The sequence below is a fragment of the Algibacter miyuki genome, from assembly GCF_030409805.1.
GTDB lineage: Bacteria > Bacteroidota > Bacteroidia > Flavobacteriales > Flavobacteriaceae > Algibacter > Algibacter miyuki.
This window is the reverse complement of sequence record NZ_JAUFQP010000010.1, coordinates 263,378-279,623: the sequence shown is the minus strand read 5'-3', so window position 1 is coordinate 279,623 and position 16,246 is coordinate 263,378. Positions and strand designations below refer to the sequence as shown.

The 16,246-nt window shown below is 33.8% G+C and carries 10 protein-coding genes; all 10 read left to right on the top strand.

Annotated features, from left to right (window positions below; genetic code table 11):
* The first annotated feature begins 54 nt into the window (after positions 1-54).
* The 10 genes from QWY92_RS09135 (at position 55) to QWY92_RS09090 (ending at position 16,227) form a co-directional block, all read left to right on the top strand.
* Positions 55-1,014, top strand: coding sequence for a DUF3078 domain-containing protein (locus tag QWY92_RS09135; RefSeq protein ID WP_290270521.1), 960 nt, complete (start codon positions 55-57; stop codon positions 1,012-1,014).
* A gap of 51 nt (positions 1,015-1,065) precedes the next feature.
* Positions 1,066-2,031 carry a hypothetical protein gene (locus QWY92_RS09130; protein WP_290270519.1) on the top strand — a complete coding sequence of 322 codons (966 nt, stop codon included), beginning with the start codon at positions 1,066-1,068 and terminating at the stop codon, positions 2,029-2,031.
* Positions 2,032-2,539: 508 nt separating this feature from the next.
* Positions 2,540-3,238, top strand: coding sequence for a hypothetical protein (locus QWY92_RS09125; protein ID WP_290270517.1), 699 nt, complete (start codon positions 2,540-2,542; stop codon positions 3,236-3,238).
* A 511-nt stretch (positions 3,239-3,749) separates the two neighbouring features.
* Complete coding sequence (prfA, locus tag QWY92_RS09120; protein WP_290270516.1) at positions 3,750-4,826, top strand: peptide chain release factor 1; 1,077 nt, start codon at positions 3,750-3,752, stop codon at positions 4,824-4,826.
* A gap of 13 nt (positions 4,827-4,839) precedes the next feature.
* Positions 4,840-5,655: an orotidine-5'-phosphate decarboxylase gene (gene pyrF, locus QWY92_RS09115; RefSeq protein ID WP_290270514.1), complete on the top strand. Its 816-nt coding sequence runs from the start codon at positions 4,840-4,842 to the stop codon at positions 5,653-5,655.
* Between the two features lie 253 nt (positions 5,656-5,908).
* Entirely contained in the window at positions 5,909-8,410 is a 2,502-nt protein-coding gene (locus tag QWY92_RS09110) for a glycoside hydrolase family 95 protein (protein WP_290270511.1), read from the top strand.
* Between the two features lie 147 nt (positions 8,411-8,557).
* A complete protein-coding gene (locus QWY92_RS09105) occupies positions 8,558-10,222 on the top strand; it encodes a hypothetical protein (RefSeq protein ID WP_290270509.1) in 1,665 nt (554 codons plus the stop codon).
* Between the two features lie 52 nt (positions 10,223-10,274).
* Positions 10,275-11,840 (top strand): sulfatase-like hydrolase/transferase, encoded by a 1,566-nt coding sequence (locus tag QWY92_RS09100; protein ID WP_290270507.1) that lies wholly within the window; start codon positions 10,275-10,277, stop codon positions 11,838-11,840.
* A 90-nt stretch (positions 11,841-11,930) separates the two neighbouring features.
* A complete protein-coding gene (locus QWY92_RS09095) occupies positions 11,931-14,561 on the top strand; it encodes a glycoside hydrolase family 31 protein (protein ID WP_290270505.1) in 2,631 nt (876 codons plus the stop codon).
* Positions 14,562-14,847: 286 nt separating this feature from the next.
* Entirely contained in the window at positions 14,848-16,227 is a 1,380-nt protein-coding gene (locus QWY92_RS09090; protein ID WP_290270503.1) for a 3-keto-disaccharide hydrolase, read from the top strand.
* The last annotated feature ends 19 nt before the right edge of the window (positions 16,228-16,246 follow it).

Sequence of the window (16,246 nt, the reverse complement as noted above, 5' to 3'; positions counted from 1 at the left end):
AACGGTACAATTATTGATGTTTTCTGTATTTTTAAAAAACAACCTAATGTAACCATGAAAAATTCTGTTTTAATTATTACTTGTTTACTTATTCAAAGTGTTTACGCTCAGCCCGATTCTTTATTTTTAAAGGTTGCAAAACCAAAATATGATGGTCCGCAATGGGAACAAAAAAATAAAGCGACTTTCGATTTAAGTGAAGTTGCCTTTGTTAATTGGAATTCTGGTGGTAGTAATTCTATTTCAGGTTTATTAGGGTTTGAAACTAATGCTAATTATAGCGATCGGTACTTTTCATGGAGAAACGATGCACGTTTTCGTTATGGTATAAACAAGCAGCAATCTAGAGAGCTTAGAAAAACAGACGATGTTTTAGAGATTAATTCTAGTATGGGGTTTAAGCCCGATTTAGAATCGAATTGGTTTTATTCTGCGCAACTAAACTTTAGAACACAATTAACAAATGGTTATAGTTACCCAAATACTGACGACCCTATTTCTAGGCTTATGGCACCAGGTTATTTGTTTTTAGGAGCCGGAATGGAATATGGTAAACGCATAGAAAAGTTGTCATGCTATTTTTCACCTATAACTTTAAAAGCCACTTTTGTTTTAGATGAAAATTTAGCAAACTCAGGCGCTTTTGGGGTTACAGAAGCCGTTTATGATTCCGCAGGTATGATTATTAGACCCGGCGAGCGAACAAGGCAAGAAGTTGGTGTTTTAATAACCAATAGCTATGAAATGGAGTTGGTGGAAAATATAAATATTAAAAACCAAGTGAGCATGTATTCCGATTATATTAATAATTTCGGAAATGTAGATTTGGACTGGCGTGTAGATTTCGACTTTAAAGTAAACAGTTTTATTAGGGCGACATTAGGGGCCCAACTGCGTTATGATGATGATGTTAAAACAACTATTGAAACCGATGTCGATGGAGAAACAGCTGAAGCTGGTGCCCGTGTACAATGGAAACAATTTCTGGGTGTTGGTTTTGCTGTAGATTTCTAATAACACATTCTCTCATTATATTTATCAAATAGTTCCGATTAATATCTTTTTATGAAGCATAGAATTGTTTTAAATGCTATAATATGTCTTGTTTTTATGACATGTTATTTTAGCTGTAAAAACGAAGTAAAAAAAGAAGCCCCTTATTTTGAAGGAGAAATAACACTCTCTGAATCTAGAGGTTTATATGGAAGTTTATTTAAAGTGCATACTACCTATACGATTTCAGAAAATTATATTAAAAGAGAGCAAAAAAGAGGCGGTGTAAATACCGTTTTTGATAATTATGCCGGTATTATAATAGATTTAGAAAAAGACAGTGTTGTTTTGTATTATTCCGACAAATTTTCGGGTGAAAAAAATAAACATAGCACGAGTATTACAAATTACAAAACAAACGAAAAATATAAAACGTTCCCTAATAGTCTGCCATCTCCGGTAGATAATACCTTTAACTTACTATCGAAATATAATACTACTAAACAGGTAAAAGATTCTACGGAAATAAAAGGATTTAAGTCTGATTATTCACTTTATAACGACGATTCTGGAATTCTTAAACAAGAAGTTTTCGATACGAAAGCAATTAAGGTAAAGCGGGAATTATTAGAAATGGTTTTCCGAAATATTCCATCTGAGGTTAATTTTATTTTAGCATCCGATTTAAGAACAACAATTAGTGATATTAATAATGATTCCATTGTTAATGGCGAACAATCTAAAGCGGTAGATTTATTTTTAAGAGATGTTTTTCAGAAAAAAGAATCTCATGATAAACAAGAAACCTCTAATTTAAAGGCTTTAGCAAAGAATAAATGGGTTAAAATAGGGCTTAATATTTTAAAAAAGAGCGTCGATTTAAACATCCATGTAACATCGGGAGTCTCCGATTTAATAGGAAGAAAAGTGCTTCCAAGTGAGTTTTCTTTACCGTCGTTAGATTTTATTGAAATTTCAGATATTGATGATTTTATAGACCAGTTGCCTGTTGAAGGTGGCGGCGATTTTGATGATTAATATAAACTAAACTCAATAACGGGATTTTTTAAAGTCTATTCAGAAGTAAAACTACTAAATGCTTCAAGTTGTTTTATCCGAAATGGATTAGGTTTTTTAGACCCGAATTAATTACCAAGTTTTGGGTTAACAAATTTCTCATAATATTTATACGCACAATAGGTTTTTAATAAAAGCTGGGTATGTGAAATTCTTTCACCTAATTTGAAAACGGCCACAATTTTAACTCATTGCTTCAGTTTTATATATTATTTTTTATTGATAATATCCTGATTGTTAAGCTTATTTTTGTTAAATTAAGAGCTAAACGGAGTTTGTATAATGCAATAAAACAAGGGGTTTATTAATAAAATGCTTGTTTTAAAGGCTTCTGTTAAAAATAATACATTCAAGAGGAAAAATTTTATAGTTATATAGTAGGTTTGATTTTGTATAATTAAATTGCACTCCTTATTCTGTTAAAAATTAATTTTTAGTTTTATTGGAACAAATACTCCTAAAAAAAGTTATGTTAAAGATTAATAATCAATTATATACAATAGCATCGATCTTTTTTTTCTTATGTTGCTGTTGTCTCATTTTTGATAGTTCCGAAGCGCTCTATATTGTAAAAGGAGGTATGGAGCTTGCTTTTTTCATGGCTTATTTAATTATAGTAAGAGAGAAAGTGGAGTGGATACTTGTTTTATTCTGGTTGTTTTTTATTATTCCTCGATTTATAGCTTTCTTTTACGAAGATGCATATTATGGGATTTTAACCACTGTTTTAAGGATACTTGCATATATTATGCTTGTTTTTTACGTGTACCCAAAGCAAAAAGGACTAAAAAGCAAGCGGTTAGATAATGTGGTTTATATGCTTATTTTAGCCGTTAATATTTATGGAATTTATGGTGTTCTAGACGTTATTAATCCTTTTCTAGACTCTAATAATATGCTTTTAGCCTATATTTTGTATGGTGCTTCTCTGGTGCTTTTAGGTGTGTTTTCGTTTAGATATTTTTTACTTCAAGATTTACGCTCTAAATATTTTTTGGGTTTTGTAGCGTTTATGACTTGTTCGGAGGTTTTCGCTATTATCACGCATTATCTAAATTTTGTAGGAACAAGTTATTTTAGGTCCTTTTTCTACGCATATGGTTTATGTTTGGGGGTTATTGCTTTTGTGTTAAAAAATAAAAAGGAAGCGGTGCTAGATCTTGATTAAAGGCGGAAGTGTTTAAATAGTCAAAATATTCTAGGTATTTAAGTCTTTAGCTAGTGTAGTATAACCGTTTTTAATTAGATAAATTAATGTCATCCATTTCAAAAATCATAGAAACACTTTCAGAAGTAAAAGAAACGGAAGACTTAATAAGCAATCTATAACAAATAAGCTGAAAAATAATTTAAAGTTCGAAATGCCCAAATTTTTATAGAACATTAATTTTCGCTTGGCTGTTGTTTCGTTTAAAACATACCACAAAACCAAAACGAGTATTAGCTTAATTAAAAATATGGGGAATAAGCTAAAACCCATGGAAAGGAAGAACATATTAATGCCTAACGACCATAGCATAAATGGCTTGTAAAAAACAAAAATGGACGCTAGTTGTTGCATATTATCTGTAATAACGAAAAATATTGCAAAATATTTTTATAGTTCTGATAGTTCGACGCCTAGTTAGTATTAAAAATTCATAAATTATCGTATTTTTGATTCCCAATTAAATAAGCAGATGTTAGAGAAATTACAAATAGTAAAACAACGTTTTGACGAGGTTAGCGATTTAATTATCCAACCGGATATCATCACCGATCAAAAACGTTACGTAGAGCTTAATAAGGAATACAAAGACTTGCGTCTCCTGATGGATAAGCGTGAAGAATATATAGAATTCACTAATAATTTAGCTGAAGCTGAAGAAATTATTGCCGACGGTAGCGATGCTGAAATGGTAGATATGGCCAAGATGCAATATGAAGAAGCTAAAGTGGGAATTCCGAAGTTAGAAGAAGAAATAAAAGTACTTTTAATTCCGAAAGATCCTGAAGATTCTAAAAATGCAGTAGTAGAATTACGTGCCGGAACCGGTGGTGATGAAGCCAGTATTTTTGCAGGCGATTTATTTAGAATGTATAGTAAATATTGCGAAAGTCGCGGCTGGCGTGTTGACACGGTAGATTTTAGTGAAGGTACCAATGGTGGTTTTAAAGAAATTCAGTTTGAAGTTTCAGGAGAAGATGTTTACGGAACTCTAAAGTTTGAAGCCGGTGTTCACCGTGTGCAACGTGTACCACAAACTGAAACACAAGGGCGTGTACATACCAGTGCTGCAACGGTTATGGTATTTCCAGAAGCTGAAGAATTTGATGTAGAAATTAACCCGAAAGAAGTGCGAATTGATTTTTTCTGTTCGTCAGGTCCAGGTGGTCAATCGGTAAATACAACCTATTCTGCGGTACGATTAACTCACATACCAACAGGATTAGTGGCGCAATGTCAAGATCAAAAATCGCAACATAAAAATAAAGAAAAAGCCTTTAAAGTATTACGTTCTCGTTTGTACGAAATGGAATTGGCTAAAAAGAACGAAGCCGATGCTGCAAAACGTGGTAGCATGGTGTCTTCGGGAGATAGATCGGCTAAAATTAGAACTTACAATTACTCGCAAGGTCGTGTAACCGATCATAGAATTGGGTTAACACTTTACGATTTATCCAATATTGTAAATGGTGATATTCAGAAAATTTTAGACGAATTAATGTTAGCTGAAAATACTGAGAAGTTAAAGGCTAATAACGATGTGATTTAAAAGGTATTTAAAAATGACAACAAGCGAATTAGTAGCTCAAATTCAGAAGAAAAAATCCTTTTTATGCATTGGTTTAGATGTGGATTTGAATAAAATACCGCAACATCTTTTAAAAGAAGAAGAAGACCCTATTTTTGCATTCAATAAAGCTATTATTGATGCTACACATCATTTGTGTGTGGCCTATAAACCCAATACGGCATTTTATGAAGCTTACGGCATTAAAGGATGGGAATCTTTAGAGAAAACCATAAAGTATTTAAACGAAAAGTATCCCGAAATTTTTACAATTGCCGATGCTAAACGTGGTGATATTGGGAATACAAGTACTATGTATGCAAAAGCTTTTTTTGAAGATTTAGCATTCGATTCTGTCACTGTTGCGCCTTATATGGGGAAAGATTCTGTAGAACCATTTTTAGCATTTAAAGACAAGCATACAATAATGTTAGCGTTAACGTCTAATGCTGGAGCTTTCGATTTCCAAACCAAAACGGTTGACGGAAAAGAACTTTATAAGCATGTTTTAGAAACGTCTAAAACGTGGACAAACGCAGCGAATTTAATGTATGTTGTTGGAGCAACTAAAGCGGAATACTTTGCTGATATTAGAAAAATTATTCCACATAGTTTTTTATTAGTTCCAGGTGTTGGTGCTCAAGGTGGAAATTTGCAAGACGTTTGTAAATATGGTATGACGGAAAATGTTGGGTTGTTGATTAATTCTTCAAGAGGTATTATTTATGCGTCATCAAACGAAGATTTTGCAGAAGCTGCAGCTAAAAGTGCTGAAATACTTCAACAAGACATGAAAGCGATTTTGGAATAAAACACATTTTATAATTTAATAAAAACAGCCATCTTTTTTTATAGAAGATGGCTGTTTTATTTTGTAAACCATACAAATCAAAATGTCAGTGCCCTATTCTTGTTAAATGTTTAAAAATCAAGGCTTAGTTTTGTTGAAAATGATTAAAAAGTTATAATTTATATGGAATAGGCCATGGTTTATACTTTAAATTATAGGAAATATTATTTTCGTTAAAAATTATTAGAAAGTTATTTTTAAAACAGAAAAACGGATGAAAATTGTATTAAGCACTTTTATTGTAATATGTGTAGGGTTCGGAAATGTGTTAGCCCAAAATGATAATCAACATAAACTCTGGTACGATGCTCCAGCGGCCGATTGGAATGAAGCATTACCGTTAGGAAATGGAAGACTAGGGGCTATGGTTTTTGGAAATCCTGTTAACGAAAATATTCAATTAAATGAACTAACACTTTGGGGAGGAGGACCGCACAGAAATGATAATCCTAATGCAAAAGAAGCGCTATCGGAGGTTAGAAATTTGTTGTTTGATGAAAAATATGATGAAGCACATCGTTTGGCTGAGAAGTCATTTATTTCAAAGGTATCGCACGGAATGCCTTATGAAACGGTTGGAAATTTAAGATTGAATTTCAAAAATCAAGAAAACTATACCGATTACTACCGTGAATTGGATATTGAAAATGCCATTAATAAAACTCGATATACCGTAGATGGGGTAGAGTACCATCGAGAAATGTTTACTTCATTTACAGATCAAGTTATTGTTATTAAGTTAACGGCCAATAAAGCGGGTAAAATTAGTTTTACTGCCTCCATGGATCGTCCGGAGCCAGCAAAGGTCTCAACGTATACCGAAAATGGTAATCTTTTAGTTATGACCGGCTTTGGCAGCGATAATAAAAATAAAAGGTTACCAAAAGAAACACCAGCTATTAAAGGTGAAGTAGAATTTGATTCTAGAGTTAAGATTGTGCCAAGCGGAGGTGCGCTTACAGCTACCAATAATACATTAGAGGTTAAAAATGCAGATAGTGTCATTTTGTATATTTCTATAGCAACAAACTTTGTTAATTACCAAGACGTAAGTGCAGATGCTCACGGAAGAGCAGCTAATTATTTAGCAAAAGCTGAACAAAAAAAATATGAGGATTTGGTTACCGATCATTCATCGTATTACCAACAATATTTTAATCGAGTGTCTTTAGATTTAGGAGTTTCAGAATCTACAAAGAATCCTACCGATGTTAGAATTAAAGAATTTAGAGACGGTTTCGATCCTGCTCTAGCAGCTTTATATTTTCAGTTTGGAAGGTATTTATTAATTTCTTCATCGCAACCAGGCGGACAAGCAGCGAACTTACAAGGCTTATGGTGTAAAGATTTAACACCACCATGGAAAAGTGCTTATACGGTAAACATTAATACGCAAATGAATTATTGGCCAGCAGAGGTTACTAATTTAACAGAAATGCATGATCCATTAATTCAGATGGTCAGAGAATTATCTGAGGCCGGACAAGAAACAGCAAAAGTAATGTATGGCGCAGAAGGTTGGGTTACGCATCATAACACAGATTTATGGAGAATTGCAGGCCCAGTAGATGGTGCTACATGGGGCATGTGGCCAACAGGAGGAACTTGGTTAGCTCAGCATGTTTGGGATAAATTTATGTATAGTGGCGATTTAGGTTATCTAAAATCTGTATATCCAGCCATGAAAGGAGCTTCTGAATTTTGTTTAAGTGTTTTAATTCCTGAACCTAAAAATGATTGGTTGATTATTTCTCCAACAATTTCTCCAGAACACGGGCCTAAAGGACGTAACAAAGGCATAAATATTGCAGCTGGAACCACAATGGATAACCAGTTGGTGTTCGATATGTTAACTAAAACTATAGCGGCAGCCAAATTATTAAATGTAGATGCAGGATTGGTTGCGAAAATGGAAACAACTTTAACAAAGTTACCACCTATGAAAGTTGGGCAATACAATCAAATACAAGAATGGATGGAAGATTTAGACGATCCAGAAGATAAGCATCGTCATGTATCACATTTATATGGATTGTATCCTTCTAATTTGATGTCTCCTTACAGAAACCCAGAGTTGTTTCAAGGTGCTGAAAATACATTAATCCAAAGAGGAGATCCTTCAACAGGGTGGTCTATGAACTGGAAAATAAATTTATGGGCGCGTTTGTTAGACGGAAATCATGCCTACAAATTAATGGGAGAACAAATTAAATTGGTGGGCAGACCAGGGTCTCCAAAAGGCGGCGGCACATATGCCAATATGTTAGATGCACATCCACCATTTCAAATTGATGGAAATTTCGGATTTACCTCAGGTTTAGCTGAAATGTTAGTGCAAAGTCATGATGAAGCCATTCATTTAATTCCTGCACTTCCTGATGTTTGGAAAGACGGAAACGTTAAAGGATTACGCGCTAGAGGTGGTTTTGTAATTGAATCTTTAGAATGGAAAAATGGTGAAATTGTAAAAGCCATTATCAAATCTAATTTAGGAGGAAACTTACGAGTACGTGCTTATAATGAACTCGCTTTTGAAAATGGAAAACAGTTGAGCAAAGCAACAGCTATAAATTCAAATAAATTTTATAGCATACCGGATATTAAGCAACCCTTAGTTTCAAAAAAGGCTCAGTTAAAGGAGCTTACTTTAAAACCATCGTATTTGTTTGATATTCCAACAAAAGCAGGAGAAGAAATTATTTTAGTTAAAAAATAAACATTCAATATAAAGGATTAAAAAAGAGGTGTTGGTTATATGAATGCAGAAGTTATTGGTCGAATTAATAATCGATAAGAGTAATAGTTTTCTATGTTTGAGTATATCTAACCCATATATTAATCCTATTAATTAAATTTTATATAAATGAGTAAATTGAATTTCAAAACGTGTTTAGTAATATGTTTTTTAGTATTAGCAAGTGTTTTTAATAATCAGGTTGCTGCTCAAAACAATGTTGATTCGCCATTAATTTTAGATATGGTTCATCATAATCCTGGTGAAGCTCCTTATCAATCGGCCTATAATGATCCAGCGGTTATAAAAGAAATGGGCTATAACGGTAAGGTTTATTTTCTGTTTGAATCGCCTGCATTAGCCATAAATTGGGAATCTGTAGATAAAGATATTTTACCAAAAGGCTCTGAAGAACGCCAATGGGTCGATGCTAAAGCGGCACAAATTAAAGAGATGCATGCGAGTAGTAAAGCACAAGGAATGGCTATTTATGCCATGTCCGATTTGGTTTTATTTCCGAAGCGTTTAATAGAAAAATATGATATTGAAAGTACTTTTGGAGATCCAAATAATGCTTTAACGGAAAAGTTTATCCGTGCTCAAATTAACGAAATGTTCGATCAGTTTCCAGATCTAGATGGTTTGGTAGTGCGTATTGGCGAAACTTATTTACACGATGCACCATATCATCAAGGTGCTATTGAAAATAAAAATAGTCCTAAAAAAACAATTATTCCTTTAATGGAAATTCTTAGAGAAGAAATTTGTGTAAAGCGAAATAAGCAACTTATTTTCCGTACATGGATTGCCTTTGATAGAAAAATGGGGCCCTATATGGAAGTGAGCAATGCTATAGAACCACACGATAATTTAATTATCAGTATAAAACATTGTGAAGGTGATTTTCATAGAGCACGTACATTTAGTAAAATAATTGGTCAAGGACGTCACCGACAAATTATAGAGGTTCAAGCAGCCCGCGAATACGAAGGTAAAGGCGCTTATCCTAACTATGTTGCCAATGGTGTTATTGATGGTTTTGAGGAACACGCCAGAATGCCTGAAGAGGAAATTAATAGCATTGGTGAATTCGTAGAGAAAAGACCAGACTTATATGCTGGTATCTGGACGTGGTCTCGTGGTGGTGGCTGGGAAGGGCCTTATATTCAAAGCGAAATGTGGTGCGATTTAAACGCCTGGGTTATGGCGCAATGGGGGCAGAATACAGATAAAAGTGAAGAATTTATTTTTAATAGATATGCTACCGAACGTTTAAATTTAGAAGGTGATGATGTTGCTAAATTTAGAAAATTATGTTTGCTTTCTGCGGAAGCTGTAGTGCGAGGAAGAAATAGTACTTATGGCGATATGAACCCTTGGTGGACTCGAGATCAAGGTATTGGTTGGCCTGGTGTTGTAAAAGGAGAAGAGGAACGTAAACGGAATTTAGAACAAAAAGATGAATCTGTTGCCAAATGGAAAACGATTGTTAAGTTGGCAAAATCTATTGAATGGGATAGTGAAGCAACTAAAAACCATGCTATAGGCTCTTCGGAATATGGATTAAGACTTTATAAAATATACCGAATTATTATTAACATGGCCGATGCTGAAAAACAGGGAGATACAAAGGCTGTTAAAAAATGGATAAAAGCTTATGATAAAGCTTGGAAAGATTACAATAAACTTCCAGAGGAATACCCATCGGTAGCAACGCTTTATACTCAAAAATACGATCGCCACATTACAAACAATGCGGATAAAAAAATTAACGAGTTACGCACTAGAAATTAAGAGACTAATTAGAATAAAAATAACTAAACTAACCTAGATAAAGGGACAAATTATGCCAAGTTTACATAAAATAGTATCTCTTACTTTGTTCATGCTTTTGTTTTTCATAACGAATGCTCAGTCGAAAGATGAAAGCGTTTTAGATAAAACCTCTGATGATAAAACGAAACCAAACATTATCTTTTTAATGACCGACGATCAGCGTTGGGATAATATGGGAATTTATGGTAAACCAGAATTCAATACGCCTAATATTGATAAGTTAGCTACAGAAGGTGTGGTGTTCGATCAGGCCTTTTACGCGGTAGCTATTTGTATGCCAAGTCGAGTTACAATGTTAACAGGGCGATATAATTCAAATCATAGAGTGGGTTTTGTAGCTCCGGATGATTATACGTTATCGCAAAATGATTTTACTAAAAGTTATCCTGCATTACTTAAAAATGCGGGTTACAGAACAGGTTTTATTGGTAAGGTTGGTTTTACTGTAACAAATGAAGCTACACGTCCTAGTACACCAAAAGAGCACTTTTATAAGGAACATATGGGAGGTGTTTTTGATTTTTTTGCAGGAAGTGAAACACGTGATAGACAAGGGCATGTTACCTGGCCAGAAGACGATATCGAGTTGAAAAACATCTATAAAGAAGGTCGTCAAAATTCAGGAAGAACTTTAAGAACAGGAGAAGCTATGATGCGTTTTATAGACACTCAGCCAGAAGATCAACCGTTTTGTTTGTCGGTTAGTTTTTATGCTGTTAAACACGATAATAATCAGGATATGTTTATGCCACACTTCGAACAGTTTAAAAGTGCAAATATGAAGGCTCCAGAGAACTGGGTAGAAGGTGAAAATCCAGTTTTACCAGATGTAGTAAAAGAAAATGCACGTGGTGTGTATTTACATAAACAACGCTCGTCTACACCCGAAATGTACCAAAGGCTTGTACGTCGTTTTGCAACGCAAGGCTATACCGTAGATGAACAAGTTGGCTTTTTGGTTGAAAAACTAAAAGAGAAGAACATGTTAGAAAACACCGTTATTATTTATACTAGCGATAATGGACGTTTTCAAGGTTCTCATGGGCTTTTTGATAAATGTCTTTTGTATGATGAATCTGTTAAGGCGCCGCTTATAATTTATGATGGACGTATGCCGGAATCTAAGCGTCAACGACGTGAAAACGCTTTAATTTCTTCAGTAGATATGGCACCTACAATTGTTTCTATGGCAGGTTTAGAAGTGCCAGAAAGCATGCAAGGTCGAGATATTAGTGGTGTTTTAAGTAAAACTGAAGATATGTCGCAATGGCGTGATGCAGTTTATATGGAGGATTTGTTTTTAGTAGATATGTTTAAGGAACGCTACAAAGACAATGTAGATGAAATTAATCAGAATTTAATCAAAGCTAATAAATCTTATAGAAGTAGAGGTGTGCGCACAAACCGATGGAAGTATATAGTTTACTACGAACATACCCCTAAGATCGAGGAACTTTATGATGTGATAAAAGATCCTTCTGAACAACATAATTTGGTAAATAATTCTGAATATACTGCTGTTTTGGAACAATTAAGAGCAAAAACAGAGACTATGTATCAAAAAGCTATTAACTAACATTGAAGTGAATTATAAATACCAACGGGTTGATATAGATGTTTTCAAATCGCATCAACTTTTTATTACCAACTAAAAACCAAAATTATAATGACAAAAAACATTTGCTTTCTAAGTATAACGCTTCTTTTTTTAGTAAGCTGTAACTCAAAATATAAATACAATATTGAGAAATCGGAACATGGCCTCACCATTCATCAGGATAGCTTAAATATTAATGTTGAAATTATTGATGAAGCTATTATTCATGTTAATAAAATACTGAATACAAGTACACCGTCTGAAATTCCAGATTATGTAACGGTTTTAGAACCACAAAAGGTTGATTGGAAGTTAGAGGAATCATCTGAAAAAATCACTATTAGCACCAAGTTGGTAAAAGTATTTGTAAATAGTGATGGCACAATTACTTATGAAACTAAGGACGGTAAAAATTTATTATCTGAAACAAATCAGCATACATTTATTAATTCCGAAGAAGCAGGAAAGGAACACCATGTTTCACAAGGGTTTCATGCAGGAGATGAAGGTTTGTATGGTTTAGGGCAGTTTCAAAGTGGTATCATGAACTGGAAAAACGTTCCAATTCGTTTACAACAATATAATCAGGAAATTGCTATTCCGTTTTTGGTTTCAACTAAAGGTTATGGTATTTATTGGCATAATTATAGTCTTACCGATTTTAATAATCCTGAAAATGAGATAGTATTTGAATCTAAAGGTGAAGTTGAAAGTAAAAATGCGGAAGCAGTAGCGCCTATTGATGGTGAAAAAGAAAATGTAGCAGCTTATGCCGCCAAAGAAGCTGCTAAAAAGAACATTCGTGAAACAACATTTACACCAACGAAAACAGGAGAATATACGTTTTTAGCATTAAGTGATAATGCTGGCCGTATGAGAGGGGAAATAAATGTAAACATAGATGGAGAGGATGTTATTAATTATTCAACCATATGGATGCCTAGACGATATTCAGGGAAAAAACATTTGGAAGCAGGTAAAGCTTATAAAGTGATATTCCAAAATACGGGAGCAAAAATACCAGGAAAATTATTTTATAATGAACCCGATTTTAATAAAACTGTTTTTAGTAGCATCAAAGGAAATGCCATCGATTATTATTTCGTTTATGGAGATAACCCAGGAGAAGTCATTTCAAATTATCAAGCGTTAACAGGAAAGGCGCCTATGTTTTCAAAGAAATCTTATGGGTTTTGGCAATGTAGAGAGCGGTATCATAATCAAGAGGAATTGTTAGAAAATGCTCGGGAAATGAGAGAAAGAGAAATCCCTGTTGATAACATTGTGCAAGATTGGTTTTACTGGCCAAAAGGTACTAAAGGTCCAGAGTGGGATAGAGCTAAATATCCAGATCCAGATGCTATGGTTAAAGAGTTAACTAAGTTAAATTTAAACTTAATGGTTTCAGTTTGGCCAGAGGTGAAAAATAAACCTTTGGAAGAAAAGTATGGACTTACTAAAATTGAAAGTAGTAATTATGTAGATATTTACGATACAAAAGTAAGCAAGCAGTTTTATCGTGCATTAAGTGATTCTATGTTTCACAAAGGCGTAAAATCGATATGGTTAGATGGTACGGAGCCAGAAGGCGTAAATGATACAAAAGTAAATACAGCAGTTGGACCGTATGAAGAGGTTCAGAATCCGTATTCGCTTTTAGTAACAAAGGCCATGTATGAGGGACGCAGGGAAGAATTTCCTATGGAACGTGTTTTTAATTTAACACGATCGGCTTATGCAGGGCAACAACGATACGGAGCAACGTCTTGGTCGGGTGATGTAGAAGCGTCTTGGGAACAATTTGCAGAGCAAATTCCGGCAGGACTGAATTTTACCATGGCTGGTGTACCATATTGGACACATGATATTGGAGGTTTCTTCAGAGATTCAAAATCTATCAATCCGCAATACGATAATCAATACACAAATCCAGAATATATAGAGTTGCTAACCCGTTGGTTTCAGTTTGGAACTTTTAGTCCCATTTTCCGTATCCATGGGTATGTATCGGAAACAGAAATTTGGAGATACGATGATGCCTTTGAAAGTACAGCACGTAAGTTTATAGATTTAAGATATCAATTAATGCCTTATATCTATTCTCAAGCATGGCAAATAACCAATAATAGCCGTCAGTTAATGACGCCTTTGGTATATCATTATGCGAATGATAAAAATACTTGGGGTATTAAAGATCAGTTCTTTTTTGGAGAATCTATTATGGTAGGTTTTGTTACAACTTATAAAGATCGTGAAAAAGAGATGTATTTTCCAGAAGGACAATGGTATAACTATTGGACAGATGAAAAAATAGAAGGCGGTAAAAAAGTAACTGTAAAAGCGGAATTAGACGAAACGCCAATGTTTGTAAAAGCAGGAACTATTTTGCCTATTGGACCAAAGCTTCAATATGCCGATCAAAGAACAACAGAGTCTACAGATATTATAGTTTATCCAGGTGAAAATGCTGAATTTACTATGTATTTAGATGATGGAGCGTCATATAATTATGAAAATAAAACGTATTCTGAAATTGTTTTTTCGTATTCTGAAAAAGATAAAAAGTTAACCGTTAAAAAGGGGAATGGAGATTATTACGATTTTAACAATACGCCATTTGAGTTTGCTTTTCGTATTGCAGGAGCAAATAGCGAACAAAGATTTTTGTTTTTAGGAGATGAATTTGAAGTTCAATTTTAAGAGCATTAATTAAAGAGTTTCATTCGGAAAAAAAACAAAAGACCATGCTAAAGTTGAATTTTAGTATGGTCTTTTTGTGTTTATGGTTCGTTGTTATAGTAAAAGAATCATGCGTTATAATATTTTTTTACAGCTTGAGCTAACTTTACTCCTACAAGAAAAAGAAGCTAGAAATAATAATAAAGAATACTCTTTTTTCAAGAGGAACTATTAGGTCTATTCTTGGAGAATGATTAAGAGTAACTGGTTTTCTATGGGAAATTAAGAATATAAAACAATTATTAATATGAAATATCAAATACACATCGTTTTTTTAGCGATAATAACGTGTTTCTCAAATTCAATTTTTGGACAAATTAAATTAAAGTCTATAAATGATTTTAAACAGCCTGTAGGAGATTGGTTTCTTGCAAACAAAGTAAATGTTGATTCTGTTAATAATAAGGCGTTTCAATATACAGAAGGAGAAGGTGTTTTTGTGAATGGGCCTACAGGGAAAACGAAGCACTTGGAATCTAAAGATGAGTTTGGCGATATGGAATTACACATTGAATTTCTATTACCAAAAGGTTCCAATTCTGGTATTTATTTTCAAAGTAGATACGAAATCCAAATTTTTGATAGTTTTGGAAATGAAAACCCAAAATTTTCCGATTGCGGAGGAATTTATCAACGTTGGGATGAAAGTAAACCTAAAGGAGAAAAGGGATACGAAGGTGTTTCTCCAAGAGTTAATGCAACTTTGCCGTTAGGAGAATGGCAGACTTATGATATTATTTTTAGAGCGCCTAGATTTGATAAAGAAGGAAATAAAATTAAAAATGCCATGTTCGAAAAGGTTATTCTTAACGGACAAATTATTCATCAAAATATAGAAGTTTCAGGAGCTACTCGTGAAGGTTTAGATGGTGCTGAGGTTGCTTTTGCGCCATTAAGGTTGCAGGGCGATCATGGAAGTGTTGCTTATAGAAATATTCTAATTAGAAAATTAGATAATACAAGAGAAACCAAACTGAATACTTGGGTGGATCTTTTTGAAAATTCAGAAAAAACGGGACCCAATTACGATTTTATTGCAAACGGAGATGCGACTGAGCAAGAAGCAAACACTATGTTTGAATATAATGGAAAGGAGCTTAAAGCCATGTACAACTGGAAGAAAACGGCTGCGCCTTATGGGGTTGCAATTACTAAAAAAGCTTATAGCTCTTATGATTTAAAGTTTGAATTTAAATGGGGTGAGCGTAAATTTGAACCACGCCTAGATAAAATACGCGATGCGGGTTTATTGTATCATTGTCCGGTTGGTAGTTATGCATGGCCATCTAGTTTAGAATATCAAATTCAAGAAGGTGATTGTGGCGATTTATGGAATATTCTAGGAGCACATTGTGATGTGTTAAAAGATGGCGAAATTTTAAAAATAGAAAGAAGAAGCTATAGTAGTTCAAAAAAATGGACGGATGAAGAAAAGCCAGGTTGGAATCAAGTCTTGCTACAGGTTAGAGGAGATAGTGCAAAATACTATTTAAATGGAGTTTTAATCAACGAAATTACCAATGCAACACATGGCGGTTTATCGCTTAAATCTGGATTTATAGCACTCCAAGCGGAGTATTCAGAATTAATTTACAGAGAAATAAAAATTAAAGAAGTTCAACTTTAAATCAATTAAAAACATAAAA